Annotated in this window: 21 protein-coding genes; 9 read left to right on the forward strand and 12 right to left on the reverse strand. The window is 71.3% G+C overall.

Annotated elements, in window-relative coordinates:
- Nucleotides 1-17: 17 nt before the first annotated feature.
- Both ASF28_RS09480 and ASF28_RS09485 read left to right on the forward strand, forming a co-directional pair.
- On the forward strand, nucleotides 18-932 hold the full coding sequence (locus tag ASF28_RS09480; protein WP_056090653.1) for a L,D-transpeptidase: 915 nt from the start codon (nucleotides 18-20) through the stop codon (nucleotides 930-932).
- A gap of 122 nt (nucleotides 933-1,054) precedes the next feature.
- The gene (locus ASF28_RS09485) at nucleotides 1,055-1,591 is read left to right on the forward strand and encodes a Dps family protein (RefSeq protein ID WP_056090655.1); all 537 of its coding nucleotides are present in this window, start codon (nucleotides 1,055-1,057) and stop codon (nucleotides 1,589-1,591) included.
- Nucleotides 1,592-1,638: 47 nt separating this feature from the next.
- Here ASF28_RS09485 and ASF28_RS09490 read toward each other — a convergent pair whose 3' ends face one another.
- A complete protein-coding gene (locus ASF28_RS09490; protein WP_056090657.1) occupies nucleotides 1,639-2,655 on the reverse strand; it encodes an alpha/beta fold hydrolase in 1,017 nt (338 codons plus the stop codon).
- Nucleotides 2,656-2,762: 107 nt separating this feature from the next.
- Here ASF28_RS09490 and ASF28_RS09495 point away from each other — a divergent pair, with 107 nt between their 5' ends.
- Both ASF28_RS09495 and ASF28_RS09500 read left to right on the forward strand, forming a co-directional pair.
- Nucleotides 2,763-4,148, forward strand: coding sequence for an MFS transporter (locus ASF28_RS09495; protein ID WP_056090660.1), 1,386 nt, complete (start codon nucleotides 2,763-2,765; stop codon nucleotides 4,146-4,148).
- A gap of 147 nt (nucleotides 4,149-4,295) precedes the next feature.
- The gene (locus ASF28_RS09500) at nucleotides 4,296-5,093 is read left to right on the forward strand and encodes an SDR family NAD(P)-dependent oxidoreductase (protein WP_056090663.1); all 798 of its coding nucleotides are present in this window, start codon (nucleotides 4,296-4,298) and stop codon (nucleotides 5,091-5,093) included.
- A gap of 13 nt (nucleotides 5,094-5,106) precedes the next feature.
- Here the strand turns inward: ASF28_RS09500 and ASF28_RS09505 are convergent, their stop codons facing one another.
- The 6 genes from ASF28_RS09505 to ASF28_RS09530 all read right to left on the reverse strand — a co-directional run bounded on the left by ASF28_RS09505 (nucleotide 5,107) and on the right by ASF28_RS09530 (nucleotide 14,078).
- Nucleotides 5,107-5,772, reverse strand: a complete 666-nt coding sequence (locus tag ASF28_RS09505; protein WP_056090666.1) for a TenA family protein — start codon at nucleotides 5,770-5,772, stop codon at nucleotides 5,107-5,109.
- On the reverse strand, nucleotides 5,769-6,674 hold the full coding sequence (locus tag ASF28_RS09510; protein ID WP_056090669.1) for an aldose 1-epimerase family protein: 906 nt from the start codon (nucleotides 6,672-6,674) through the stop codon (nucleotides 5,769-5,771). Before ASF28_RS09510 ends, ASF28_RS09505 begins: the two co-directional genes overlap by 4 nt.
- A 20-nt stretch (nucleotides 6,675-6,694) precedes the next feature.
- Nucleotides 6,695-8,626, reverse strand: a complete 1,932-nt coding sequence (gene asnB, locus ASF28_RS09515) for an asparagine synthase (glutamine-hydrolyzing) (RefSeq protein ID WP_056090672.1) — start codon at nucleotides 8,624-8,626, stop codon at nucleotides 6,695-6,697.
- A 40-nt stretch (nucleotides 8,627-8,666) separates the two neighbouring features.
- Nucleotides 8,667-9,977, reverse strand: coding sequence for a UDP-glucose dehydrogenase family protein (locus ASF28_RS09520; protein WP_056090674.1), 1,311 nt, complete (start codon nucleotides 9,975-9,977; stop codon nucleotides 8,667-8,669).
- A 12-nt stretch (nucleotides 9,978-9,989) separates the two neighbouring features.
- A complete protein-coding gene (locus ASF28_RS09525) occupies nucleotides 9,990-12,824 on the reverse strand; it encodes a glycosyltransferase (RefSeq protein WP_056090677.1) in 2,835 nt (944 codons plus the stop codon).
- A gap of 177 nt (nucleotides 12,825-13,001) precedes the next feature.
- Nucleotides 13,002-14,078, reverse strand: coding sequence for an HD-GYP domain-containing protein (locus tag ASF28_RS09530; RefSeq protein ID WP_056090679.1), 1,077 nt, complete (start codon nucleotides 14,076-14,078; stop codon nucleotides 13,002-13,004).
- A gap of 281 nt (nucleotides 14,079-14,359) precedes the next feature.
- On the opposite strand from ASF28_RS09530, the gene ASF28_RS09535 reads away from it, so the two are divergent.
- The 5 genes from ASF28_RS09535 (at nucleotide 14,360) to ASF28_RS09555 (ending at nucleotide 17,843) form a co-directional block, all read left to right on the forward strand.
- Nucleotides 14,360-14,863 (forward strand): TIGR00645 family protein, encoded by a 504-nt coding sequence (locus tag ASF28_RS09535; RefSeq protein WP_056090682.1) that lies wholly within the window; start codon nucleotides 14,360-14,362, stop codon nucleotides 14,861-14,863.
- A 16-nt stretch (nucleotides 14,864-14,879) separates the two neighbouring features.
- A complete protein-coding gene (locus ASF28_RS09540) occupies nucleotides 14,880-15,215 on the forward strand; it encodes a DUF2293 domain-containing protein (RefSeq protein ID WP_187273103.1) in 336 nt (111 codons plus the stop codon).
- Nucleotides 15,216-15,405: 190 nt separating this feature from the next.
- Complete coding sequence (locus tag ASF28_RS09545) at nucleotides 15,406-15,948, forward strand: hypothetical protein (protein ID WP_082476082.1); 543 nt, start codon at nucleotides 15,406-15,408, stop codon at nucleotides 15,946-15,948.
- A 140-nt stretch (nucleotides 15,949-16,088) separates the two neighbouring features.
- Entirely contained in the window at nucleotides 16,089-16,955 is an 867-nt protein-coding gene (gene mepA / locus ASF28_RS09550; protein ID WP_443189720.1) for a penicillin-insensitive murein endopeptidase, read from the forward strand.
- A gap of 75 nt (nucleotides 16,956-17,030) precedes the next feature.
- On the forward strand, nucleotides 17,031-17,843 hold the full coding sequence (locus tag ASF28_RS09555; RefSeq protein WP_056090689.1) for an endonuclease/exonuclease/phosphatase family protein: 813 nt from the start codon (nucleotides 17,031-17,033) through the stop codon (nucleotides 17,841-17,843).
- Here the strand turns inward: ASF28_RS09555 and ASF28_RS09560 are convergent.
- The 5 genes from ASF28_RS09560 to ASF28_RS09580 all read right to left on the reverse strand — a co-directional run bounded on the left by ASF28_RS09560 (nucleotide 17,734) and on the right by ASF28_RS09580 (nucleotide 26,063).
- Nucleotides 17,734-19,185 (reverse strand): phospholipase D-like domain-containing protein, encoded by a 1,452-nt coding sequence (locus ASF28_RS09560; RefSeq protein ID WP_056090693.1) that lies wholly within the window; start codon nucleotides 19,183-19,185, stop codon nucleotides 17,734-17,736. The genes ASF28_RS09555 and ASF28_RS09560 overlap by 110 nt on opposite strands.
- A 65-nt stretch (nucleotides 19,186-19,250) precedes the next feature.
- The gene (locus ASF28_RS09565) at nucleotides 19,251-24,092 is read right to left on the reverse strand and encodes an NAD-glutamate dehydrogenase (RefSeq protein ID WP_056090696.1); all 4,842 of its coding nucleotides are present in this window, start codon (nucleotides 24,090-24,092) and stop codon (nucleotides 19,251-19,253) included.
- A 176-nt stretch (nucleotides 24,093-24,268) separates the two neighbouring features.
- On the reverse strand, nucleotides 24,269-24,850 hold the full coding sequence (locus tag ASF28_RS22425) for a DNA-3-methyladenine glycosylase (RefSeq protein ID WP_056090699.1): 582 nt from the start codon (nucleotides 24,848-24,850) through the stop codon (nucleotides 24,269-24,271).
- A complete protein-coding gene (gene rnhA / locus ASF28_RS22430; RefSeq protein ID WP_056090702.1) occupies nucleotides 24,847-25,599 on the reverse strand; it encodes a ribonuclease HI in 753 nt (250 codons plus the stop codon). Before rnhA ends, ASF28_RS22425 begins: the two co-directional genes overlap by 4 nt.
- Nucleotides 25,600-25,697: 98 nt before the next feature.
- Nucleotides 25,698-26,063 carry a hypothetical protein gene (locus ASF28_RS09580; RefSeq protein WP_056090706.1) on the reverse strand — a complete coding sequence of 122 codons (366 nt, stop codon included), beginning with the start codon at nucleotides 26,061-26,063 and terminating at the stop codon, nucleotides 25,698-25,700.
- Between the last annotated feature and the right edge of the window lie 9 nt (nucleotides 26,064-26,072).

Consider the following 26,072-nt stretch of genomic DNA (forward strand, 5'->3'; position numbering starts at 1 on the left):
ACGGCCCGAGCGACCCGATGTCCCGCACATGCCCCCCGACCCGCCGCATTCTCCTCGCGGGCGCCGCGACGAGCCTTCTCCTGTCGGCTCCAGCCGGTGCCCTCGCGCAGGGGCGCGGGCGGTTTTTCGACGACGGCATCGACGGGGACATCCCCTTCGATGACGAGCGCCTCTACCGCGATGAGGAAGGGCGCCTCTACCGGCGCCGGGGCGGCCGTTACGAGCCCTATTCCGAACGTGGGGCCGATCCGCGCGCCGCGCGCCGCGAGGCCGTCGATCCCGCCTACGAGGAGCCCGACCTGGGCCGCCGCCCGGTCCCGGGCCAGCCTGCGCAGCCGACCCAGGCCGCCCGCCCGGTGGATAACGGTCCCATCGACTACGCCCGCGCCTACGCGGCGATCACCGACGAGCCGTTCCCGGTCAACGCCTTCAACTGGCGGAAAGCCAACCCGGCCTTCCTGCGCCAGGACATCTCCTATACGGGCCGGGAGCCCGCCGGCACCATCGTGGTCGATCCGCGCGCCCATCACCTGACCCTGGTCCAGGCCAACGGCCGCGCCCGGCGCTACGGCGTCGGCGTCGGCAAGCAGGGCTTCTCCTGGGCGGGCGTCTCGACGGTGAATTCCAAGCAGATGTGGCCGGACTGGTATCCCCCGAAGGAAATGATCGCCCGCACCCCCAAGCTCGCCCGGCAGGTGAGCCAGCTCCAGAGCGGACTCGGCGTTCCCGGTGGCTCGCGCAATCCCCTCGGGGCCCGGGCGCATTACCTGTGGCAGGACAACAAGGACACGCTCTACCGCATCCACGGCACCCTCGAGCCCGACTCCATCGGCCGCAGCGTGTCGTCGGGCTGCATCCGCATGATCAACCAGGATGTGATCGACCTCTACGGCCGCGTCGAGATCGGCAGCCGCGTCGTGGTCCTGACGTAGGAGTTCAGCGCGACACGGCCATGCATGGGGGAACAATCCACCATGCCGTTGGATTTTTTGCCTGTGTCGGATGCGCTGCGTCGCGTCCACCACAGACGACATCCACCGGAGACGGATCCATCATGGCCAAGAGCTTGAGCGGACGCACGCGCGTCGAGGGCGACCGCCTGAACACGCCCACCGACCTGCCGCCCGAGGCGACGCAGAAGATCTCCGAGGGGCTCACCGTGCTCCTCTCCGACCTGTTCGCCCTCTACATCAAGACCAAGAATTTCCACTGGCACATCAGCGGCCCGAATTTTCGCGACTACCACCTGATGCTCGACGAGCAGTCGGAGCAGATCTTCGCCATTACCGACGCGGTGGCCGAGCGCGCCCGCAAGATCGGCGGCACCACCCTGCGCTCCCTCGGTCAGGCGAAGGCCAAGTCCCGCATCCAGGACAACGACGCCGAGTATGTCGGCCCCCTCGACATGCTCGCCGAGCTCCGGGACGACAACAAGAACCTCACCGCCAACATGCGCGAGCTGCACGAGGTGACGGACGAACTCAACGACGTCTCCACCACCAGCCTGCTGGAGGAGTGGATCGACCAGGCCGAGGAGCGCACGTGGTTCCTCTACGAGTCGACTCGCAACGCCACGGATGGCGGCCACTGAGGTTCTTTCCGTCGGCCCCGCTCTCGGGGCCGACCCGATGACCGGTCTCAATGCCCGTTCAGGAACTCCAGCACCGTCGCGTTGAACCGCGACGGTGCTTCCATGTGGACGAGGTGTCCGATGCCCGAGAACACCTCGGTGCGGCCATCGGGCATCCGGGCGGCCAGGGCCTGGGCATGGGCGGCGTTGTCGCCCATGCGGGCGCGCAGGGCTTCCGGCGCGAAGGCGCGGCCCGGGGCGTTGCGATCCTGCCCGCCCATGACGAACAAGGTCGGTGCCCGCACCAGGGGAATCTCGTGGACCACGGGCTGGCCCCAGATCATCTGGTAGGAATTTACGAAAGACCTGAGCCAGCGCGGATATTCGCCGGAGCCCTTCACCCGCTCGCGCAGGGAAACGAAGGGCGCGATGGCGGTGTCCGGCAGGGACAGGCTGTAGCTCGTCATGAGTTGCCGACGATACACGTCCGCCGTGACGTCGCCCTCGATCCGCAGCAGGCGCTCGGTCGGCACCGGCGGCACGGTGAACCGATAATCCTCCAGCCCGATGGGCGCCTCAAGGACGAGGCTGTTGATGCGCTCGGGTGCGGTGCGGGCGAGGCGCACGGCGAGCATCCCGCCCATGGAATGGGCCACCACATCGACCCGGGGCAGGCCGAGGGAATCGAGCAGCGCCACGGTGTCCGCCGCCAGGGTGTCGAAGCTGAACGGACCGACGGGCTTCGACGATTTGCCGAAACCCAACTGGTCTGGGGCCACCACCCGGTAGCCGGCCGCCGTCAGGGCCTCGATCACGCTCTGCCAGTAGCTCGACGGGAAGTTGCGCCCGTGCAGGAGCAGGGCCGTGCGGCCGTTGGGTGAGCCGGAGGCCGGCACGTCCATGTAGGCGAGGCGCTGCGCCTCGCCGTCGCGGGTGAGGGGAAGGTAGAAGACCGGGTTGGGATAGGGGAAGCCTTCGAGGGCGATCCCCAGGGGCTCCTCGGCGGCCCGTGCCGGAAGGATCGCGGACCCCACACCGAGACTCAGAGCCAGGCCGCAGATGGTCAGTAGGGGGGACGCGCGCATTCGATCGACCTCTCGGGGGAACCGGCGCGGCTCTCATCCGGCGCCGGATCGGTGACGGGTGACATAGGACACTTGCCACGGTCGCGGGAACCGCGCCGGGTGCGTCCATGACCGACCCGGCCTCCAGCCCCACCCCGATCCAGGACGGCCTGCCCGTGCGCGAGCGGATGCTGGCGCTCCTCGCCATCGGGCTCGCCATGACCATGGCAGTACTCGACGGCGCCATCGTCAACGTCGCCCTGCCGGTGATGGCCCGGGACCTCGCCGTCGATCCGTCGGCGGCGATCTTCGTGGTCAACGCCTTCCAGATCGCCGTGACGGTGGCCCTCCTGCCCCTGGCGTCCCTCGGCGATATCCTCGGCTATCGCCGGGTCTACCTGGCGGGGCTGGTGCTGTTCACCCTCGCGTCCGCGGCGTGCGCCTTCGCGCCGTCCCTGCCCCTGCTGGTAGCGGCACGGGTGGCGCAGGGGCTCGGGGCGGCCGGGATCATGAGCGTCAACATCGCTCTCGTGCGGTTCATCTATCCGCACAAGCTCATCGGGCGCGGCGTCGGCAACGTCGCCCTCGTGGTAGCGATGGCCTCCGCCGCCGGGCCCACGGTGGGGGCGGCCATCCTGTCCGTGGCGAGCTGGCCCTGGCTGTTCCTCGTCAACCTGCCCGTGGGGCTCGTGGCCCTCGCGGTGGGCGCCCGCACCCTGCCGGCGACGCCGCGCAGCGGCGCGCGCTTCGACGGTCGCAGCGCGGTGCTCAACGCGCTCACCTTCGGGCTTCTCATTATCGGCGTCGATGGTCTCGGCGATCCGGCCGGACGCGGGATCGCCCTTGCGGAGATCGGCGCCGCCCTGGCGATGGGCATCGTGTTCGTCCGCCATCAGCTCCGCCTGCCGGCGCCCCTCCTCCCCATCGATCTCCTACGCATTCCCGCCTTCGCCCTATCGATGGCGACCTCCATCAGCGCCTTCGCGGCCCAGATGATGGCCTACGTCGCCCTGCCGTTCTACTTCCAGGACGTGATGCGCCTGTCCGAGACCACGACGGGCTTCCTCATGACGCCCTGGCCCATCGCCATCGCCGTCATGGCCCCGCTGTCGGGGCGGCTGTCCGACCGCTACGCCCCGGGCCTGCTCGGCGGCCTCGGCCTCGCGGTCCTAGCCACGGGCCTCGTCGCCGTCGCCCTGTTGCCGGCGAGCCCGGGTGCCTTCGACATCGGCTGGCGCCTGACCCTGTGCGGCCTCGGCTTCGGCCTGTTCCAGTCGCCCAACAACCGGATCATCATCACCAGCGCGCCACGCCACCGCAGCGGCGGCGCCAGCGGCATGCAGTCGACGGCCCGCCTGACCGGGCAATCCCTGGGCGCAGCCGGCGTCGCGGTGATTTTCGGCGTCTTCCACGGCGGGACTTCGCAGAGCGTCACGGCCGCCCTGTGGTGCGCGGCCGGGCTCGCCGCCCTCGGCTCCCTCGCCAGCGTCCTGCGGCGGCCAACCCTGACTTGACGCGAAAGCATGGTGAACGAACTGTTTCATATGAAACACGGCAGTCCCCGATCCACGCATGGCCGCCGTGCGTGGACGTGCGATCTCGCAAACACCGCCGCGCCCATGCGTTGACCCGGCATCATGTCGACCGACGGAGTTTTTCCCATGAACATGGATCTGACCGGCAAACGTGCCCTCGTCACCGGCTCGACCGGCGGCATCGGCTACGCCATCGCCAAGGCGCTCGCCGAACTCGGTGCCACGGTGGCGATCAACGGACGGGCGCAGGACCGCGTCGCCGCCGCCATCGTGCGCCTCAAGGCCGAGACCGGCACCCAAGCCTTCATCGCCGCACCGGGCGACGTCGCGACAGCCGATGGCGCCGCCCACCTCGTGCAGGGCCTGCCGGACGTCGACATCCTCGTCAACAACACCGGCATCTTCGAGCCGAAGCCGTTCTTCGAGATACCGGACGAGGACTGGCAGCGCTTCTTCGAGACCAACGTCATGAGCGGCGTGCGCCTGTCGCGGGCCTACACCCCCGGCATGGTGACGCGCGGCTGGGGCCGGGTGGTGTTCATCGCCTCCGAATCCGCCCTGAACATCCCCGTGGAGATGGTCCATTACGGGATGACGAAGACCGCCCAGCTCGCGATTTCGCGGGGCCTCGCCGAGACGGTGTCCGGCACCGGCGTCACCGTGAACAGCGTCCTGCCCGGCCCGACCCTGTCGGAGGGGGTGGCGGACTTCATGAAGGCCATGGCGCCGGATTCCGGCGACGTGGACCTCGACGCCATGGGACGTGCCTTCATCAAGGAGCATCGCCCGACCTCGCTCATCGGACGCCTCGCCACGGTGGACGAAGTCGCCAACATGGTCGCCTACGTCTGCAGTCCGGCCGCGAGCGCCACGAGCGGCGCGGCCTTGCGGGTGGATGGCGGCGTGTTGCGCACCATCGCGTGAGATGGCTGGCCGGTCAGACCGGCCAGGCCGCCTCGCGATAGGCCCCGTCCCAGAACATCCATTCGAGGCGGGTCGCTTGGGCGTAGGCACGGTGCATGCGGCCGACGATCTTCGGGGACGCGTCGGCCGCCGCCTCGTCGGTGGCGGCGATCATCGCGGCCACGGCCTCGCCGAACTCCTCGCCCGCGTAGGTGTCGATCCAGGCGCGGTACGGATTGTCGGCCCCGGCCCGGGCGAAGATGTCCCGTCCGACCTCGGCGTAGATCCAGAAGCACGGCAGCAGGGCGCCGAGCAGCACCTCGTAGGGTTCGGCATGGGCCGTGGCGAGAAGGTACGAGACGTAGTGATCGCAGGGCGGCGACAGCGGGGTCGCCGCGAAGGTCTCCGGCGCGATGTCGTAATCGCGAAAGAACCCGCCGTGCAGGGCGCGCTCCACCACGATGGCGGTCTCGGCGGCTCGGGCGAACTGGACGATGCGGTCGGGATGCGGCGCCTTGGCGGCGGCGAGCGCCAGGGCACGGCCGAACCCGATGAGGTAATGCGCGTCCTGGACGATGTAGTGGGTGAACCGGGCCCGGCTCAACGTGCCGGCGGCGAGTTCGGCGTTGAACGGCATGGTGCGGATCGTCTCGTAGGCCGCCGCGTTGGCGGCCCAGGCGTCGGCGGAGAAGGTGCTCATGCGGTGGCGGCCTCTCGGGAGACGGGGGCCTCGTGGGACAGGGTGACGCCGTGGCGGGCCCGGCCCTTCGGCGCCAGGAGGCGCTGGGAATCGCGGCGGGCGAGTTCCCCGGCGTAGCCGGCCCAATCGGCGTGGCCGGTCCAGCATTCGAGGGACAGGAACGGCGCCGTGGGCTTCGTCCAGACGGCGAGATGCGGGAAATCCGAGACTTCCAGGCGGATGGCGCTGCCGTCGGGCGCAGTGAAGCGCATCCATTCGCTGGCGGCATCGCGCAGGACCAGGGCCTCGGTGAACAAGGCCGGGTCGAGGGGCAGGGTCGCGCCCTCCAGGGGAATCGCCCGCTCGGTCCGAAGCAGCAGGCCGCCCTCGCCGACCTCCGGCACCAGGGGGCGCTCGGGGTTCTGGAAATCGACACGGTAGCCACCGTCCGCCGACCGCTCGCCCCCGGCGAAGGGCCACGGAAACGCGGGGTGGAAGCCGAGGGCGTAGGGCAGCGGCGTCGGGCCGGTATTCTCGATCCAGATCTCGAAATCGAGGATGCCGGGACCGACCCGGGCGGTGATGTCGAGGCGGAACGGGAACGGGTAGTGGGGCAGGGTCGCGCTGCCCTCCTCCAGGCGCAGGGTCACGGTGTCGTCCGTGCGCTCGGTGACCGTAAACGGCAGGTCGCGGGCAAAGCCGTGCTGGGCCATCGGGTAGGCCCGCCCCCCGACCGTCACGGCTCCGTTCGCCGAGGCACCGACCACGGGGAAGAGCCAGGGCGCGTGGCGATCCCAGTGCGCCGGGTCGCCGCTCCAGAGGTATTCCGTGCCGCCCATGTGCCACGAGACCGGCTCGGCGCCGTGCGTCGCGATGACGGCCGTGGTGCCGTCCCCGGCCGTGATGGTGATCCGTTCGCTCATGGCGATTCCCGCTCGTTCCGCTAATCGTCCTTGTGGGCCGGGCGCGCGGCCGACGCCAGCCGCCACGCCTCGAAGGCGAGGATCGGCCAAAGGCCGACGGCATGGTTGCGGGCGCCGGTCTGGTGCTCAGCGAACAGGGCGCGCACCCGTGCCCGGTCGAGAAATCCGCCGCCGAGGTCGGGACTGAGCAGAAGGTCTCCGGCATAGGCCCGCAGGGGGCCGCGCAGCCAGGCGGCGAGCGGCGGGGCGAAGCCCTGCTTGCGCCGCTCGAACAGGGGGCGGGGCACGTGCCGGCCGAGCACTTCGCGCAAGGGCCATTTGCGCTCGCCACCGCGCACGAGGAGGTGGGGCGGCAGGCGCCAGGCGAATTCCACCACCGACCGGTCCAGGAGCGGCACCCGCGCCTCCAGCCCCGCCGCCATGCTGGCGCGATCGACCTTGGCGAGGACGTCGTCGGGCAGGTAGGCGAGGGTGTCGAGGCGGCGCATCCGGTCGAGGAGCGGGCCGCCCCCGGGCCGGTCCATGGGGCTCGGCAGGCCCGGGGCCCCGTTGGCGAGGGCGCGGGCGTCGGGGTTGAGGGTCAGCAGCCGGGCATACAGATCGAAGCCGTCGCCGGGCAACTGCGCCGCGGCCTTGCGCAGGCGGTCGGGCGCGTCCGGGCCGCCCCACGGCGGGGGAAGCGCGCGGGCGGCGAGCCCCAGGGCCGCGTGCGGCATCCGTCCCATCGCACCGGCCGCCAGCCGGCGCAGGGGGATGGGAATCGGCTCGATCCGCTCGGCGAAGCGGGTCGCCAGCGTGTAGCGGTCGTAACCGGCGAACAGCTCGTCGCCGCCATCCCCCGACAGGGCGACGGTGAGGCCCGCCCGCCGGGTCGCGGCGCAGAGGAGGGCGGTGGGCAGGCCGGACGGGTCGGCCAGGGGCTCGTCGTAGATCTCGGGGAGATGGGCCACGAGGGCGAGGGCATCGGCCTCGCGCACCGGGATGGTGGTGTGGTCCGTGCCGAGATGCCGGGCGACGGCCGCCGCGTGACCGCTCTCGTCGAACCGGGGATCGTCGGTGAAGCCCGCCGCGAAGGTTCGTGGTGTTCCGCCCGCCCCGACCATGAGGGCGGCGACGAGGGAGGAGTCGATGCCGCCCGACAGGAAGGCGCCGAGCGGCACGTCGCTCGCCATCTGCCGACGCACGGCCCCGGTGAGCAGGGTTTCCAGGGCGTCGATGGCCTCCGCGTCCGAACCCGCGAACGGATCCGTCCGGCCGGCCTCGATCACGGAATCGAGGCTCCAGTAGGCCGCGACGGCCGGTGCCTCGCCGGGCGACCACGACAGGAGGTGTCCGGGCTCCAGCTTGTTCACCCCGGCATAGATCGATCCCGGCGCCGGGACGTAACCATGGCGCAGGAGGCTCGCGATGGCGGAGGGATCGATGGCGAACTCCGCCGCGCCGCAGGCCGTCAGGGCCGACAGGGTCGAGCCGAACAGCAGGCGCCCGGAGGTCGCCGCGTAGAACAGGGGCTTTACGCCCATCCGGTCGCGCGCGAGCCAGAGCCGGCGCTCGAAGCGGTCGTAGGCCGCGAAGGCGAAGATGCCCTCGACCCGGGCGAGGGCGCCGGCGACGCCGTGCCGGGCGATGAGTTCGACGAGGATCTCGGTATCGGAGTGTCCGGAAAAGGCATGGCCGTCCGCCATCAGGGCGGCCCGCGCGTCGTGGGTTCCGTAGAGTTCGCCGTTGTAGGTCAGCACCCAGCGCCCATCGCGCGCGCCCATGGGCTGGGCTCCGGCCGGGCTGAGATCGCGGATGGCGAGGCGGCGGTGGCCGAGGGCGACGCCGTCCGTGCCCCACACGCCGCGTCCGTCCGGTCCGCGATGGGTGAGCGCGTCGGCCATGCGGCCCGCTTCCGCCGCGAGGCGATTGGGCGAGAGGCGTGGATCGGCGATCCCGGCAATGCCGCACATGGGTTGTTGCCGCTTGGGTTGTTGCCGCTCGAGAGGGGCGTCAGGCGCTCGGCACGCCGATTCCGACGTAGCGGAAGCCGTGGCGGGTGACATCCTCCGGCCGGTAGACGTTGCGCAGGTCGACCACCGTGCGGCCGGCCATGCGCTCGGCGAGGACCGCCCAGTCGAGGGCCCGAAAGGCGTTCCACTCGGTGACGATGACGAGGGCATCGGCCCCGTCCGCGCAGGCGTAGGGATCGGCCGCATAGGCGATGTCGGGCATCAGCACGCGCGCCCCCGCCATGCCCTCCGGATCGTAGGCCCGCACCGTGGCGCCCCCATCCTGCAGGCCGGCGACGATGGCGAGCGAGGGCGCGTCGCGCATGTCGTCGGTGTTCGGCTTGAAGGTGAGGCCGAGGATGGCGATGGTCTTGCCGCGCACCGACCCGCCGCAGGCGGTCGCGACCTTGCGGGCCATGGCACGCTTGCGCTGGTCGTTGACGGCCACCACCGCCTCGACGAGGCGAAGCGGCGTGCCGGAATCCTGGGCGGTCTTCACCAGCGCCAGGGTGTCCTTCGGGAAGCAGGAGCCGCCATAGCCCGGTCCGGCATGCAGGAACTTGCCGCCGATGCGGTTGTCGAGACCGATGCCGCGGGCAACCTCCTGCACGTTGGCGCCGACCTGCTCGCACAGGTCGGCGATCTCGTTGATGAAGGTGATCTTGGTGGCCAGAAACGCGTTGGCGGCATACTTCGTCAGCTCGGCCGTGCGCCGGCCGGTGACCAGGATCGGCGCCTGATTGAGATAGAGCGGCCGGTAGACCTCGCGCATCACCGACGCCGCACGCTCGTCCTCGGCGCCGATGACGATGCGGTCGGGCCGCTTGAAGTCCGAGATCGCAGCCCCTTCGCGCAGGAATTCCGGGTTGGACACGACGGCGAACCCGGCTTCGGGCCGGGCCTCCCGGATGATGCGCTCGACCTCGTCGCCCGTGCCCACGGGCACCGTCGATTTCGTCACCACCACAGTGTAGCCGCTGAGGGAGGCGGCGATGTCGCGGGCGGCGGCGTAGACGTAGGAGAGGTCGGCAAAGCCGTCGCCGCGCCGCGACGGCGTTCCGACGGCGATGAACACCACGTCGGCCTGGGCCACGGCCGGCGCCACCTCCGTCGAGAAGGTCAGCCGGTGGTGGCGGACGTTGTCGGCCACGAGGGCGTCGAGGCCCGGCTCGAAGATCGGAATGCGTCCGGCTTCGAGGGCGGTGATCTTGGCCGGATCGGTGTCGACGCAGCACACGGTGTGGCCGAAATCGGCGAAGCACGCCCCGGAGACGAGCCCGACATATCCGGCGCCGATCATGGCGATCTTCATGCGGTGAGCTCCTTAGGCCGCCGCATCCGGCGGTGCGGGAGCCTTATCGTCGATGGCCACGAAATAATAGTCGCGCAGCAGGGACGGATAGCTGGCAAAATTGATTGGAGGATGGTCTTCATCCGGCAAAGGATCGGCGAGGTCGAGGGCCAGCAGAAGGTCGTTGAGACGGGCGGGATCGTTGGCGAGACCGGGATCGATGCGAAAGCCCGTGCTGGCGGCGCGCAGGCGGTCGGCCGGCGCTCCGAGGTCGAACACCGCCACGGGCAACCCCGAGACCAGGGCGATGGACAGGGTGTAGCAGTAGGTCTCCGGCCAGATCGACGGGATCAGGATCAGATCGATGTCGTGCTCGGCCAGCAGAGCCAGGGCCTCGTCGCTGCCGGCGTAACGTCCGGTTTCCGTGACGCCGACGGCCTCCATCTTCTCGGGGATGTCCGAGAACCCGACGACGGTGAAGGCGAGGGCGAGGTCGCGTCGCCCGGCATCGCGGGCCAGGGCCTGGACCACGCTCGACCCCTTGTGAGAACCGATGGCACCGAGCACGCCGATCCGGCGCGGGGCGCCTTGGCGCGGTGTTCGGCGCGGGGCGGGGGCGGGCAGGTCTTCCTCGTGGGGTGCGACGGTGATGGCCAGGGGACCGAAGACCGCCTCGATGCGGTTCGCGACGTCCTGTGACGGCGCGATGAGACGGTCGGCGGACCGGTAGAACGCACCGTAGCGCGCGGTCCGGTCCTGTCCCGGCCGGGCTTCGGCACAGTCGCAATCGGCGCAGGGACGTCCGTCGGGCAGGCCGCAATAGAGCCCCTCGCGGGTCACGAGATGGTTGCGCAGGCAGACGCTCGAATAGTCGTGCAGGGTGACGACGGTCTGGCCGGGGGCCGCCTCGATCAGGTCCATCAGGGCCGCCGCAGCCGTCCCGTCGAGGCCGTAGAACGAGTGGACGTGGACGAAGAGCGGGTCGAGCCAGGCCAGGAACCGCGCGATGATGCGGTAATCGTCGAGCACCGATAGGACCCGCAGGGACGGGGTGTAGGGGCCGTCCTGGCCGTACAGGCCGATCTCGATCCCCGCCCCGTCCGTCACCGTGAGGGCGACGACGCACACCCCCTCCTCGGCGAGACGCCCGGCGAGGTGATCGGCATGGACCGAGGCACCGCCGCCCTTGGCGTGGACCACGAAGACAGCCGCACGCGGACCGGCGGCCCGTGCGAGGCGGTAGAGGTCGAGGCTGAGCCGCACGTCGGCGGCCGGATCGGCGGCAATGAAGCGCTCAATGCGCAAGGAATAGTCCGGGTGCTTGGCGAGCAGCGCGGTCTGGCTTTGCATGTACTCGGAATCGTAGACTTCGGAAAACGAGATCTTGCCCGAGTGGTAAACGAACACGTCGGCTGCGAGGATGTTGCGCCGGCCCGCTTTCAGGACGCGCATGCAATAGTCGTTCTCCTCACCGTAGCCCTTGCCGAAGGCGTCCGCGTCGAGGGGGCCGAGCTCCGCAAGGAGCGATCCGCGCATGTAGAAGCAGAAGCCGACCCCCGTCGGCACCTCGACCCAGCGGCCGGGATTGGCCGCCGCCGCCGCGGCATCGAGGGCGCGGGGCGAGCATTCGAGGGCGACGGTGTTGTTGCGGGCGGAATCCGGGTAGCTGCAGATGGTGGCATTGTTGGAGAACGGCGTGATCGTGCCGATGCGCGGATCGCGCGCCGCATGCGCCAGCAGGCGGTCGATCCAGTCGCCGAACACGATGGTGTCGCTGTTGAGCAGGATCACGTCCCGCGCGCCCGTCATCTCCAGGGCGCGGTTGATGGTGCCGACGAAGCCGAGGTTGGCTGCGTTCTCGTGGTAGGTGAACAGGCCCCGCCCGGCGAGCGCCCGCAGATCGTCCGTCAGGCGCGGATCGGGGCTGCAATCGTTGAGGACGAGGAGGGCGAAGGGGGCGGACTGCGCCTCGGTCAGCACCGCGTGGAGGGCGCGCAGGGTCTCGTCGTAGCCCTTGTAGACGGGCACCACCACCACGACCCGGGCCGCGTCGAGGGGGGCGGCGGCCGTGACCCCGTCCCATTCGGCCGCGTCGGGCGCCCGGGTCGTCGGCCACTTGCGGTTGCCGAGGGGGTTGGGTTTGCGCCCCTCCGCCCGGCCGAAGCGCAGGTAGTGGAAGAACGGGTTGGTGCCGCTCAGCGCCAGGTCCGGATTCGTCCGGACGTAGTAGGCGGTCCAGAACAGTTCCGTCGGGTCGCGGCCCTCCTTCCAGCCATGGCTGGCATAGTGGGTGACGGGGTCCATCCCCGTGGCCGCGACGTCGGCGTAGGAGGTGCGGTAATGCGCGGCGTCGAAGTCCGGGCGGATGGCCGCGATGATCTCGGACAGCGGTGTGCTGTCGCCATGGGCCCGCTCGAAGGTGGGCGCGGGCGTGGTCGAGACGTAATGATAGAACGGGCTGACCCCGAGCAGGCGGACATGCGGATGCGCATGGAGATAGGCGGTGCCGTCGAAGTCCGGGCGCGGGTCGCGGCCCCGTCGCCAGCCGACGGCGAGGTAGTCGAGGAGCGCCGTCTCGGGATCGACGATGTCCGTGAGCGATCCGTAGTGCCGCGCATCGAAGTACGGGCGAACCACGTCGGCCTGCACGGCGTGGTAGGCCTCGGGCGTCACCGGCTTCGTCGGACGGCCGGTCCGGACCGCGGCCCCCGCCTCCACATGGGCTTCGAGGGGGCTCCGCCCCATCCCGGCGGTCTTGAGATACCGATCCTTGTAATACAGCGTCGAGAAATTCGGTGACGGGTCGCGGCCTTCGCGGAATCCGTGCCGGAGATAATGATCCAGGGGACCGCCGCCGTAATCGCTCACGTCGGGATACTGGGCAGTATAATATTGGGCGTCGAAGAGCTTTTGAACACGTCGCGAGCGTATCGAGAAAAAAGAATACGCTTTTTGCCTCATGGCTTACTGAGATCCTCCCCCCGGCAGGGTGTTCCGTACGCGTTCGCGGTCGGATCGGTCAACCCGACCGGGGGACGCGCCGCCTCACGACACCGAGACCCGGGTCAGGGGAACGATGACGGCATCGTGGAAAGCGCGCAGGAGATCGCCGTCGAGCTTTCCGCCCATCTCCCGCATGATCGCGTGCGCCTCCTGGTGGGGCAGCGGATCGCGATAGGCCCGCCGCTCCGTCAGGGCGGAGTGGATGTCGCAGATGGTGACGAGGCGCACGAGGTCCGGAATCTCGTGGGCCGACAGGCCGTCCGGGTAGCCGCTGCCGTCGAGCATCTCGTGGTGGTGGCGCACCACGGCGAGCATCGGTCCGTCGAACCCGCCCTGCGCTTCCAGGAGGTTGGCGCCGACGGCGGGGTGGGTCCGCATCACCGCCATCTCGCCGGCGGTCAGGCGGCCGGGCTTGTTCAGAATCGCAAGCGGGATGCGTGACTTGCCCACATCGTGAAGCAGGGCGGCGCGGGCCAGGCGCATCTGGTCGGTCCGGGGGAGCTTCAGGCCGCCGCCGAACGCGGCGGCATAGCCGGCCACGCTCAGGGAGTGCTGGTAGAGCTGCTGATCGTAGGCGCCGATGATCTCGAGCCAGGTCCGGATGCCGCATTGGGACACGGCCTCGAGGATCACCTCGGTGCCGGCATCGACGGCGGCGATGGAGAGCGGCTCGCCACGGCGGGCGGCGTCGAAGGCATCGGCCACGGAGCGATTGGCCGTGTCGGCCTGCGCGGTGAAGCGCACCAGGCGATCGGAGGCGCGCGCCAGGGCGGCCTGTCGTGCGGCCTGGACGGCGTCCATGAGGCTGAACACCGCCGCCAGGACGGTCTTGCGGGCCGTGTCGGCGGGCAGGAACCGGGTCGGGGCCGGGCGCGACGTGACGGCCCGGAGGGCGAGCTGGAGGCTCGGGATGCGCAGGCCGTGCAGGCGCGCGACCCATGCGTTGGCCAGGGTCTCGTCCCGGCTGATGTCCACCACGGCCAGGATCGGACGCTGCGCCGGCATTCCCGCTTCGGCGGTGATCTGACGACAGGTGACGACGGTGTCGATCGCCTGCACGAGCAGGCTGGCCTGTTCCGGGCGGTCCGAGATGACGAGAACGGAGGATTCCTGGGTCACGCGTGCGTCTGCTCGCAATGGCGCACATTCCAGTCCCGATGCGGGCGAACTGTCACCTTGATGAGTATCATTATCGAACACTTCACTACAAAATGTTTCACGCGGCCAGGATCTGGTGCGGATCAAGCGAAGGCCGGGCCAAGGCTCAGCCGAGGTCGTCCCGCGTTCGGCCGGCAGCGGAAGGGCCTCGCCCGGTCCAGCATCTTGCCCGGTCCAGCATCTTGCCCGGTCCAAGTGCCCATGCCACATGCCCGGCTGAAGCGTGGCAGGGATGAGCGCGGATGATGGAACGGGTCTTCGAGCGTGTGCTGTTCGCGAGCCGGTGGCTCCTCGCCCCGTTCTACGCGGCCCTCGGCATCGGCATCGTAGTCCTGCTGGTCAAGCTCCTGCAGGAACTCGCCCATTTCGTCCTGCACATGTGGGACGCCACCGAATCCCAGGTGGTGCTGGGCGTCCTGACCATGGTCGATCTCTCGCTTACGGCCTCGCTGCTGATCATCGTGATGTTCTCCGGCTACGAGAACTTCGTCTCTAAGATCGACCACGCGGACCACAAGGACTGGCCCGCCTGGATGGGAACCATCGACTTCACCGGCCTCAAGCTGAAGCTCGTCTCCTCCATCGTCGCCATCTCGGCGATCTCGCTGCTGAAGGCGTTCATGGACCTGAAAGCGATGACCGACCGCGATCTGTACTGGCTCGTCGGCATCCACATGGTCTTCGTGGTCTCGGGCCTGCTGATGGCGCTCACTGACCGGATCATCGCCGGGCACCACGAGCGGTGAACCCGGAGAACGCCCCGTGAACCGGCGCGACGCGGTGGCCGCCGCCCTGCTCCGGCTCGCTCCGCGCCTGCCCGACTTCGAGGCCGGGGCAGTCCTCGACCGGGCGCTCGCGAGTTCCGGTCTGCGGGGCGCCGCACCCGAGACGGCCGCCTGGCTCTGTCTCGTGGCCTATGCCCGCCACGCCTTCACCGAGTACGATGGTCTCCTGGACGACGGCTACGACCGCGACAGCGCCCGGCATTTCGTGCTCGACGACCTCAATGCGGCGCTCGGCGCCTGGGGCGTGCGCCGACGGATCTCCGGGGAGGAGACCGAAGAAGGGGCGGCTCCCGAGACCAGCGACGAGGGCTGAGGTCGGCGGCGGGCTTGTGCGGTGCAGGCCCTCGCGGCACTCTGGCGTGCGAGGCCGAAGGCGGGCGACACGCAAAGGACCGGAAACCCATGACACGCAGCGCGCGCAGCGTCCTCACCTTCGCCGCCGGGGGCGAGGCCCACGCGGTGGTCGAGGCTTCCGACATCCTGATCATGGTGCCTTGAGGCGGATGCGCATCCTCGCCGCCCTCGCGGCCGTTCTCCTCGCGGCCGGTGCCGAGGCACAGGAGCCGGCGCGTTCCGCCGAACCCTCGTCCGGGGTCTCGGCCGATCCGGCCGCCTGCACCGGCTTCGACTGGTCGCTCCTGCGCGAGCAGGCGTGGTTTTCCGCCCCCGGCCTGCCCCAGGTGGCGAGCGGCGGGGCCCTTCCGGACGGCATGCCCGGTGCGCTCCTCGGTTTGAGGCCGCAGGCGGAGGTGGCGCCGCCGTTCCCGCCCACGCGCGAGGCGAAGCCCGGCACCTTCGGCGGCGTGATGACGGTGTCGGCTCCGGTGACGCCGGGGCTGTATCAGGTCACCGTGTCCGACGGCGCCTGGATCGACGTCAGCCAGGATGGCAGGACTCCGCGCCCGCCCCTGGCCCACACCATGCGGCCGGGCTGTCGGGTCGTCGCCAAGAGCGTGCGCTTCCAGCTCGGGGCCGCGCCCATCACCATCGTGGTGAGCGGGGCCAAAGCCGACATGATCCGCATCGCCGTCGCCCCGGCCGAGTAGGTCGCGCGGCGGTCGCCGATAGGCTAGCCTGGACAGCCTCGTCTCTCCCCCCGTGCCCGGAGCGTAAGCCCCTGTCCCTTCGCCGGTCCCTCCGCCCGATCCGCCTCGCCACCCTCGCGATCCTCGCCCTCGGCACGGCCGTGCAGGCCCAGGATCGCGGCAGCCTCGACCCCAAGCCCCTGCCGCCGCTGGCCGACCCGGACGCGCCCGGCACCCCCGCCAAGGCCCTGTTCGGCCGGGCGACGTCGCCGGCGCCCGGGCCCGCCCACGCCTACGGCTCCTACGCCAAGGGCTGCTTCTCCGGCGGCGAAGCCCTCGCCGTCGACGGGCCGACCTGGCAAGTGATGCGCCTGTCGCGCAACCGCATGTGGGGCACCCCGCCGCTCGTGGACTTTCTGGAACGGCTGGCCGCCAAGGCGCCGCGCGTCGGCTGGCCCGGCCTCCTCGTCGGCGACATGTCGCAGCCGCGCGGCGGCCCGATGCTCACGGGCCACGCCTCGCACCAGCTCGGCCTCGACGCCGACATCTGGCTGACCCCGATGCCGGATCACCGCATGAGCCGGCGCGAGCGCGAGGAGACCTCGGCCACCAACGTCGTGCGGGCCGACCGCCTCGACATCGACCCCGCGGCGTGGGCGCCCGAGCACCTGAAGCTCATCCGCCTCACGGCGCAGCAGCCCGAGGTGGCGCGGCTGTTCGTCAACCCGGCGATCAAGAAGGCCCTGTGCCGCGAGGCCGGCGGCGACCGCGCCTGGCTCTCGAAGGTGCGGCCCATGTACGGGCACAACTACCACTACCATATCCGCCTCGCCTGCCCGGCGGGGCAGGACCAGTGCGGCGACCAGGCCCCGCCCCCCGGCGGCGACGGCTGCGGTGAGGAACTCGCCTACTGGTTCAGCGACGCGGTGCTGAATCCGCCGAAAGCGACGAAGCCGCCCAAGCCCCGGCCGCCGATGACCATGGCGGCCCTGCCGGCGGCGTGCCGCGCGGTGCTCAAGGCGCGCTGAACCCCCGGGCGCCCGGACAGCGGTCTTTCCAAGCCCATCTTTACCAAACCCAACGTGCGGTCCAGTTAAGGCGCCATGCTCAACGATCGCCGCCTCGCGCAGCGCGCCCTGCGCCGCCCCGACCATCCGAATCCGGTGGTCGATCGGCCCGGATCGCGAAAGATCCTGAGCTGGAACCTCCTGCGGCGTACGGGCGCCAACGTCGCGGCGCTGGCCAGCTTGATCGAGCGCGAGAAGCCCGACCTCGTGCTGATGCAGGAGGCGACGAAGGAGATCGCCGGTCTGAGGGACAGGCTCGGCGGGGATTACGCCTGGGCGCCCCTGCCGGGCCGCATCCACGGGCCGGCCCTGTGGAGCCCGACGCCGTTCATCGCCCCTCCGGTGGTCATCGAACTGCCGTCGGGCGCCATGTTCGACCGGGTCTGCCAGATCCTCGACCTCGGGGGATTCGGGGTCGCCAACGTCCACCTCTCGCACGGTCAGGTGCTCAACCGGCGCCAGCTGCGCCGGATCGCCGAAAGCCTGCCGGACTGCGCGGCGGTCATCGGCGACTACAACCTCGTCGGGCCGCCCCTCCTCGCCGGGTTCCGCGATGTCGGTCCGCGCCTGCCGACCCATGCGATGGCGCGGCTCGTCCCCCTGCGCCTCGACCGCTGCCTCGTGCGCGGACTGACCTGCCACGCCTCCGCTGTGCTGCCGCGCGGCCCCTCGGATCACCGCCCCATCATCGTCCACCTCGCGCCGAGCCCCGTGCCGGCGCGGGCCCCGGCGCGCACCATCAAAGGTATGGCAGGGCTAGTCGGACGCCTGCGTCGCGCAGCCGGACGGGCAAGGCGCGGGCCGCCAGATGCTCGCGGGTCAGGCGAACCTCCATCTTCGCGCGCATGACGGCGTCGAGCTCCGCGGCGAGGCGCGGATCGTAGAGCTCGACGTTGACCTCGAAGTTCAGGCGGAAGCTGCGCATGTCCCAGTTCGCCGAGCCGATGAAGCACCACGTCCCATCGACGACGAGGAGCTTCGAATGGTCGAAGGGCGGTGCGTCGAGCCAGATCCGGACGCCGTTGCGCAGGAGCGGGTCCACGTGCGCCCGCGTCGCCCAGTCGACGAAGCGATGGTCGCTGACTTTCGGGATGATGACATCGACGCGGATGCCGCGGTTGGCGGCGAGGCACAGGGCGCTGGTCAGGATCTCGTTGGGCAGGAAGTAGGGCGTCGAGAGGCGGATGCTCCGCGTGGCGCAGGCCACGGCCTGGAGGATGACGAGCTCGATCTTGCGCAGGTCCGCGTCCGGCCCCGAGGTCACGACCCGCGCCGGGATGGAGCCGGCCGGCACGAGGCTCGGGAACCAGGCCTCGCCGGCCAGATCCTCGCCCGTGACGAAGATCCAGTCGCTGGCGAACGCCGCCGTCAGCTGGTCGACCACCGGCCCATCGAGACGGAAATGCGTGTCGCGGATGGGGTGGGGCGGCGCCTCGGCCACCCGGTTCCCGTCGGCGATGTTCAGGCCGCCCGTGAAGGCGGTCCGGCCATCGACGATGAGAAGCTTCTTGTGGGAGCGCATGTTGAGGAACGGCATGCGCCAGGGCAGGGCCGAGTGCATGAACCGGCCCACGGGCACGCCGGCCCGGTGCAGGCGCCGGGTGATTCCGGGCAGGAAGTAGCCGCCGCCGATGCCGTCGATGATCACCCGGACGGCGACCCCGCGCGCCTGGGCTGCCGCCAACGCATCGCAGAAGGCGCGGCCCGTCGCGTCATCGCGAAAAATGTAGCTCGACAGGGCCACGGAGGTCCGCGCCGCCGCGATGGCGGCCAGCATCACCGGATAGGCGGCGTCGCCGTTGCGAAAGAGGGTGACGGCGTTGCCCGGTCGCAGGGGCAGCCGCGTGATCTGCCGCACGGCGTGGTCGAGGGGCCGGAAGGCCTCGGGCAGGGGCGGGGGCGTGAGGTCGTCGTCGGGCGAGACGGCGGAGCCGGCGGTCTGGGTCGGCCGGATGCGCAGCCTGTGCGCCCGGCGCGTCACCCGGTTGACCCCGAACAGGGCGTAGAGCCCGGCCCCGAACACCGGCGAGAGCCAGGCGAGGCCGATCCAGCCGATGGCGCCCCCGACCTCGCGCTTGCGCAGGAGCACGTGGACCGTCACGACGAGGGACAGGCCGAGCCCGAGGGCGGCGAACACCTCGGACCGGATCGACAGCAGATCGCCGATCCATCTCAACAGGGCCTGTTCCAACGCCGTTCCTTATCCTGCGCGAGGGCGTTGGATACGGGAAACGCGCGGCCGCACCAACCGCCCGGTCAGGGCCGGGCGAGATCGGCCAGCAGGCTCGCCGCCACGGTGGCCTTGGACACGCTCAGGCCCGAGGCCGTGATGGCATCGACGGCCGTCCGGATGCGGGTGAGGGTCGGCCCGCGCGCGGCGATCCAGGCCTCGACGGCGTCCGGGCCATCGCCGACATCGGCCACCACCTCCGCCGTGAGCCGGCGGTGGGCGGTGGAGATGCCCGAGACCGCCCGCTCCAGGGCGACGCGGTCGAAGGTATCGTCCACCGGGACCTTTCGCGCGGCGGCGACGAGATCGTCGAGGTGGAAGTGGCGAGCGATGGCGAAATGCGTCGCCGCGATGCCGGCCACGGGACGGCCGCCATCTTCGGCCACCCGGACGATGTCGGGGCCGGCGGCCAGGGCCGCCAGGGAGGCGAGGCGCCGGGCGGCATCGGGGGGCAGGCCGTGTCCGGTGAGCTCCGCCTGCCGGGCGTCGAGGGCCCCCGTCGCCTCGGGACTCAGGATGTCGGGCAGCGCCGCCATCACGGCGGCGATGCCCTCGCGGTAGCGCGCCACCAGGGGGGCGACGCTGCCCGAGAGGTCGAGGTTGCGGATGAACCAGACGATGCGGCCGGTGAGCAGGTCCTGCACGTCGGCGTAGAGGTCGAGCTGGGCCTGGCCCGGCACGGCGCCGGCGAGCTTGTCGATGGCCAGGTTCAGCTCCATCAGGCCGAAGGCGTCGCGGGTCACCGCGTAGGCCTTGGCGATGGTGGCGGCGTCCGCTCCGGTCTCGTCGACGAGGCGGGTGACGAGGGAGGGCCCGCCGCGGTTGACGATGATGTTCGACAGCGCCGTGGCGATGATCTCGCGGCGCAGGCGGTGGCCCTTCACCGCGTCGGGGAACTGCGTGCGCAGGGCCTGCGGGAAGTAGCGCTGCAACTCGCGGTCGAAATACGGGTCGTTGGGCACGGGACTGGCCAGGATCGCGTCGTAGAGCGACAGCTTGGCGTAGGCGAGGACCACGGCGTATTCGGGTCGCGTCAGGCCCTCGCCCCGACGCATGCGCTCGGCGATGGCGGCGTCGTCGGGCAGGAATTCCACGGTCCGGTCGAGGCGGCCTTCCGCTTCCAGGGCCTGGAGGGTGCGGACCGCGAAACCGGTCTCGCCGACCCCCCGGCGCAGCGCCAGGGACAGGGCCAGGGTCTGGAGCTCGTTGTTGCGCAGGACGAGGGCGGCGACCTCGTCAGTCATCGCCGCCAGCAGGGCGTTGCGGGCGGGCGCATCGAGACGTCCGTCGCGCTCGGGCGTCATCAGGGCGATCTTGATGTTCACTTCGACGTCGGAGGTGTTCACCCCGGCGGAATTGTCGATGGCGTCGGTGTTGAGGCGAACCCCGGCGCGTGCCGCCTCGATGCGCCCGCGCTGGGTCAGGCCGAGATTGGCGCCTTCGCCGATCACCTTGGCCCGCAGGATCGAGCCGGTGATGCGCACGGCGTCGTTGGCCCGGTCGCCGGCGTCCTCGTCGGTCTCGGAGCCGGCGCGGACATAGGTGCCGATGCCGCCGAACCACAGGAGGTCGACGGGCGCCTTCAGGATCGCCTGCATCACCTCGGCCGGCGTCGCCTCGGCGCGCTCGAACCCCAGCACGGCCTGGATCTCGGACGAGAGGGGAATCGTCTTCAGGCTGCGGGAGAACACGCCGCCGCCCGGCGAGACCAGGGCGGTGTCGTAGTCGCGCCAGCTCGAGCGTCCGAGGTCGAACAGGCGCCGGCGCTCGGCGAAGCTCGCGGCCGGATCGGGGGCGGGATCGAGGAAGATGTCGCGGTGATCGAAGGCCGCCACCAGCCTGAGGCTTCGCGACAGCAGCATGCCGTTGCCGAACACGTCGCCCGACATGTCGCCGACGCCCACGACGGTGACCGGATCGGACTGGACGTCGACGTCCATCTCGCGGAAATGGCGCTTGACCGCTTCCCAGGCGCCGCGCGCGGTGATGCCCATGCGCTTGTGGTCGTAGCCTTGGCTGCCGCCCGAGGCGAAGGCGTCGCCGAGCCAGTGCCCGCGCTCCAGGGAGAGGGCGTTGGCGATGTCCGAGAAGGTCGCCGTGCCCTTGTCGGCGGCCACCACGAGGTAGGCATCGTCGGAATCGTGGCGCACCGTGTCGGCGGGCGGCCGGATCGCATCGTCGACGATGTTGTCGGTGAGCTCCAGCAGGGTGCGGATGAAGACGCGGTAGCTCTCGGTCCCCTCCGCCAGCCAGGCCTCGCGGTCGGAAGCCGGCGGCAGGCGCTTGGGGAAGAACCCGCCCTTGGCGCCGACGGGCACGATGACGGCGTTCTTGACCTGCTGGGCCTTCACCAGCCCCAGGATCTCGGTGCGGAAATCCTCCGGCCGGTCGGACCAGCGCAGGCCGCCGCGCGCCACGTAGCCGTAGCGCAGGTGCACCCCCTCCAGGCGCGGTGCGTAGACGAAGATCTCGAAGAACGGGCGCGGCAGGGGCATGCCGCTCACCTTGGCGCAGGCGAACTTGAAGGCGATGGTCTCGCGCATCCCGCCGTCGTCGCGGGTTTGGAAGAAGTTGGTGCGCACGGCCGCTTCGACGAGATTGACGAAGCGGCGCAGGATGCGGTCCTCGTCGAGGCTGGTGACGTCGGACAGGGCCGTCTCGATCTCGGCGCGGATGGCGGCTTCGCGGGCGGCGTGGTCCTGTCCCGCCGGGTCGAAGCGGGCGTGGAACAGGGCGACGATCCGGGTGGCGATGGCCGGATGCTGGCTCAGGGTGGCGGCGAGGTAGTCCTGCCCGTAGCGCACCCGGAGCTGGCGCAGGTAGCGCCCGAGGCCGCGCAGCAGAGCGACGTCGCGCCAGCCCAGCTCCGCCTCCAGCACGAGACGGTTGTAGCCGTCGGATTCCGCATCGCCCGCCGCGACGGCGAGGAGCGCGGCTTCCAGGGGCGCCTCCAGCCGGTCCCGGTCGATGGGGGCCCCCGTGGCGCGCTCCAGGAGCATGTCGTGGAGCCAGACCTGGGCGGCGTCCGGCCCGTCTCCGGTCCGGATGCGGTAGGTCCGCTCGTTGATGACCCGGAAGCCGAGGTTCTCCAGGGCCGGCACCCGGTCGGACAGGGAGAGCGAGGCGCCCCGCGAAAACACCTTGAGGCGGATCTGGTGGGCCGGGTCGGTGTCGCGCCGGCCGATGTCCACGGCGCGGGGACGCGCCTCGCTCAGGGCCTCGAGGACGGCGATGTCGCCGATGGCGACGGCGGGCGCGAAGTTTTCGCGGTAGGCGGCCGAGAACGCGTCGGTGTAGCGGGCGGCCAGCGCCCGCGCCTGCCGGCCGGGCATCGCCTCGGAGAGCGCGAGGCGCAGATCGTCGCCCCAGGTCCGCACCAGGGCGCCGATGCCGGCCTCCAGGGCGGCGGGATCGCGCTCGGCCGCTCCATCCTCGGGCAAGCCGATGATGTAGTGGGTCCGGGCGAGGGGGCCTTCGGGGAAGTCGGGATAGGATGCCGAGAACCGGCCGCCATACGCCTTGGCGAGGTAGAGGCCGATGCGGGCGCGGACCTGCGAATCGTAGCGGTCCTTCGGCACGTAGACGAGGAGCGAGACGAAGCGGCCGAAGCGGTCGGGCCGGGACAGGACGCGGATGCGCGGCCCCTCGGCGAGGCTGCCGATGGCCAGGGTGAAGCGGTAGAGCCGGTCGAGGTCGATCTGAAACAGATCGTCCCGGGGATAGGTTTCGAGCACGTTGAGGAGGCTGCGCCCGGCATGGCTCGTCGGGTCGAGATCGGCGCGGGCGACGACGGCCGCGACCTTCCGGCGGAGGTAGGGGACTTCACGGGCCAGGGCAGTGTAGGCCGCCGCCGTGAACAGGCCGACGAGGCGGACCTCCCCCGAAAGGCCGCCGTCCCGCGAGAACAGCTTGATTCCGACGTAGTCGAGATGCGCCGCCCGGTGGACCCGCGACTTGATGCTCGCCTTGGTGACGAGGAGCGCCTGGGGCTCTTCGAGGAAGGCGCGGATCTCGGGCGTGTCGTCCGCGAGCGTCCGCCCGCGCCGCAGGACCTCCACGGCGGGATCGCGCAGGACCCCGAGGTTGGCCTCGGGCACCACCGCGTGGCCGCCGCCGGTCAGGTCGTATTCGCGCAGTCCCAGCAGGGTGAAATGACCGTCGCGCAGCCATTCGAGGAAGGCGTGGGCTTCCCGCATTTCGGCCTCGGGCAGGGAGGCCGGTCCCGTCGCGTAGTCCCGCGCCAGGGCGGCGAGGCGCTCGGCCATGGCGTCGTGGTCGTCGGTGGCGCGGGCCACATCGCGGAACACCGCCGCGAGACCGGCCGCGACGCGGTCGCGGGCCTCGCCGGCATCGAGCCGGTCGAGGTGGAGGTGGATGAAGCTCTCGCGGGCGAAGGCCCCGTGGGCGTCCGCCGTGGTCTCGCCGACCACGCGGACGAGGGCGCCGTCGCCGTCGCGCTCCACGCCGAGGATCGGGTGGGCGACGAGGAGCGGGGTCAGTCCCTGCCCGGTGAGTTCGGCGAGGGCCGAATCGAGGAGGAACGGCCGGTTGTCGTTGACCACCTCGACCACGGTCAGTTCGCGCGGCCGGCCGTCGCGGTCCACCGTCAGGTCGGAGAGGCGCAGGTCGCACGGCGCACCGGGATCGCGCGGCGCGGCCAGGTGCCGGCGGGCGGCGAGCGCCAAGTCGGCCACGGCCTCGGGCGTGTAGGGCGCGAGATCCTCCGGCGAGGCGCGCCCGAACAGGTCGCGCACGAAGCCCCCCGGGCCGTCGCGCCCGTCCACGATGGCCGCCGCCGCCGCCAGGAGATCGTCGCGGATCGACCGCGCCCGGGCACTGGCCAGGGCTGTGGCTGCTTCGCTGCCCATGATCCTCGATCCTTTCGCGCACCGAACCACCCTCGCACGCCCGCATGACAGGCGGTCGTCCGTGGGGCTGCGATGAACCGGGCCGATCCTGGCCGGGTGCGGCGGATGATGCGCAGGGTCGGGGACCGGTTTCAATCGGCCGCGGCATGCCCCCGCGTGACGGTGGGGCCGCGGTGTCAGGCCCCCCGCCGGGGCGGGCGCCGGACCGGCCGGCTGACGTAGGGCGAGCCCGCGACGAGGAAGCGCCAGGGCGTCTCGACCCCGCGGGTGAGGCCGATGCGGCGGTCGGCGACGACGGCGCCATCCGGCGCGCCGGAGGTCAGACGGAACGGCGCACGGTCCAGTGGAACGCCGTCCTGTGCGTCCGTCACGGCCAGGGCCCGGCACAGGCGGCCCGGTCCGGCGCAGAGACGGAACGGATCGTCGAGGCCGCGCCGCGCCGCCATCAGGTCCGGCCCGTGGCGCGGCTCGAGGGCGCGCAGGAGCACGGCGCTGCCCGGTTCGCAGACGAGGTTGAGGCACCAGTGCAGGCCGTAGGAGCGGTAGACGTAGGCGTGTCCGGCCGGGCCGAACATGCTGGCGTTGCGCCGGGTCGGCCCGTTGAAGGTGTGCGAGGCCGGGTCGGTCGGATCGTAGGCCTCGGTCTCGACGATGGGACCGCCGACCCCGTCGACCGTCAGGACGCAGCCGACGAGCTCCCGGGCGACCAGGGCCGCCGGCCGGGCGAAGAAGCGCGCCGGCAGCGCCGGTCCGGTCACGGGGACTTGGTACCTTTGGCCGCCGTGCCTTTGGCCGCTTCGTGGGCGCGAAGAAATTCGTCGGGGCCGAGGTGGAGGGCGACGCGGATCGCCGCCTCGACGAAGGCCGGCGCCGTCAGGCCGGCGGCCTTGGCGGCGCGGGCGACGTCGAGGCCGAGGGCCAGATCGACGGGAATCGGCGTGGTGCGGGGGGGCGCCGCCATGGCGGCGGCGAGGGCCGCCGTCCCGGTGAGGCGGGCGGGGGCGGGCGAACTCGCGATCGGCGCGGCCGCGGCCGGGATCGTGGTTGCGGTCGTCCCGGAGACCGAACCGGCGGGGGCCGCCAGGGCCTGCCGGCGCCCCTGGGCGGCGAGGCGGTCGGCGCGCTCGTTGCCGACCTCGCCCGTATGGCCGCGGACCCAGGTCCAGCGCACGTCGCGCCGGGCCGCCAGGGTGTCGAGGGTCTGCATGAGGTCGACGTTCTTGACCGGGCCGGTGCTGGTGCGCCAGCCCTTGGCCTTCCAGCCCTTCATCCATTCCGTCACCGACTTGATGACGTACTGGCTGTCGCAGCGCATCTCGATGGCGGCGCCCTCGGGGAAGTGGGCGAGGGCGCTGATCGCCGCCGTGAGCTCCATGCGGTTGTTGGTGGTGGAGCGGTCGCCGCCGCAGAGCTCGACGGTCCCGGTCTCGGCCTGGATCACCACGCCCCAGCCGCCGGGGCCGGGATTGGGGTCGCAGCCGCCGTCGGCGTAGACGATGGTTCGCATGGGGGTCGCACTCGGGTCCGGGGGAGGCCGTCTGGCTTCGGGCGCCGCCCATAGCACGGGCCGCCCCCGGTCCGGCACCCCCGCGCGGGGCGGTTCGCTCAGCGCGGGTTCTGCCAAGTGGTGGCGGGCGGCCGCGGCGCCGGCACCGACCCCGTCGCGGCCGGCACCGGCCGGCGGGCCTCGGCGCCCCGCTCGGCCACGGTCACCGGCCGCACCCGGGCGGGGGCCGCCTGCCGCCGTGTGCGAAAAACCTTGGCCCGGCGGGCGCGGCGGGGCCGGGCGCGCTCGGAATTGGAACCGACGACGCCGCCCACCACCGCGCCGACCACGGCCCCGATGGGACCGCCGACCACGGCGCCGGCCACCGCCCCCGTGCCGACGCCCATGACGGTGTTGCTCGCGGCCTGCACGGGCGCCGGGAGGGCGAGGAGGCCGAGGAGGGCAACCAGAACACGTTTCTTCATCGCTCGGAC

Source organism: Methylobacterium sp. Leaf99 (assembly GCF_001422375.1).
Classification (GTDB): domain Bacteria; phylum Pseudomonadota; class Alphaproteobacteria; order Rhizobiales; family Beijerinckiaceae; genus Methylobacterium.

Coding starts and splice junctions, on each gene's coding strand:
- ASF28_RS09480 (WP_056090653.1), top strand. CDS start 18: ATGTCCCGCACATGCCCCCCGACCCGCCGCATTCTCCTCGCGGGCGCC.
- ASF28_RS09485 (WP_056090655.1), top strand. CDS start 1,055: ATGGCCAAGAGCTTGAGCGGACGCACGCGCGTCGAGGGCGACCGCCTG.
- ASF28_RS09490 (WP_056090657.1), bottom strand. CDS start 2,655: ATGCGCGCGTCCCCCCTACTGACCATCTGCGGCCTGGCTCTGAGTCTC.
- ASF28_RS09495 (WP_056090660.1), top strand. CDS start 2,763: ATGACCGACCCGGCCTCCAGCCCCACCCCGATCCAGGACGGCCTGCCC.
- ASF28_RS09500 (WP_056090663.1), top strand. CDS start 4,296: ATGAACATGGATCTGACCGGCAAACGTGCCCTCGTCACCGGCTCGACC.
- ASF28_RS09505 (WP_056090666.1), bottom strand. CDS start 5,772: ATGAGCACCTTCTCCGCCGACGCCTGGGCCGCCAACGCGGCGGCCTAC.
- ASF28_RS09510 (WP_056090669.1), bottom strand. CDS start 6,674: ATGAGCGAACGGATCACCATCACGGCCGGGGACGGCACCACGGCCGTC.
- asnB (WP_056090672.1), bottom strand. CDS start 8,626: ATGTGCGGCATTGCCGGGATCGCCGATCCACGCCTCTCGCCCAATCGC.
- ASF28_RS09520 (WP_056090674.1), bottom strand. CDS start 9,977: ATGAAGATCGCCATGATCGGCGCCGGATATGTCGGGCTCGTCTCCGGG.
- ASF28_RS09535 (WP_056090682.1), top strand. CDS start 14,360: ATGATGGAACGGGTCTTCGAGCGTGTGCTGTTCGCGAGCCGGTGGCTC.
- ASF28_RS09545 (WP_082476082.1), top strand. CDS start 15,406: ATGCGCATCCTCGCCGCCCTCGCGGCCGTTCTCCTCGCGGCCGGTGCC.
- ASF28_RS09555 (WP_056090689.1), top strand. CDS start 17,031: ATGCTCAACGATCGCCGCCTCGCGCAGCGCGCCCTGCGCCGCCCCGAC.
- ASF28_RS09565 (WP_056090696.1), bottom strand. CDS start 24,092: ATGGGCAGCGAAGCAGCCACAGCCCTGGCCAGTGCCCGGGCGCGGTCG.
- rnhA (WP_056090702.1), bottom strand. CDS start 25,599: ATGCGAACCATCGTCTACGCCGACGGCGGCTGCGACCCCAATCCCGGC.
- ASF28_RS09580 (WP_056090706.1), bottom strand. CDS start 26,063: ATGAAGAAACGTGTTCTGGTTGCCCTCCTCGGCCTCCTCGCCCTCCCG.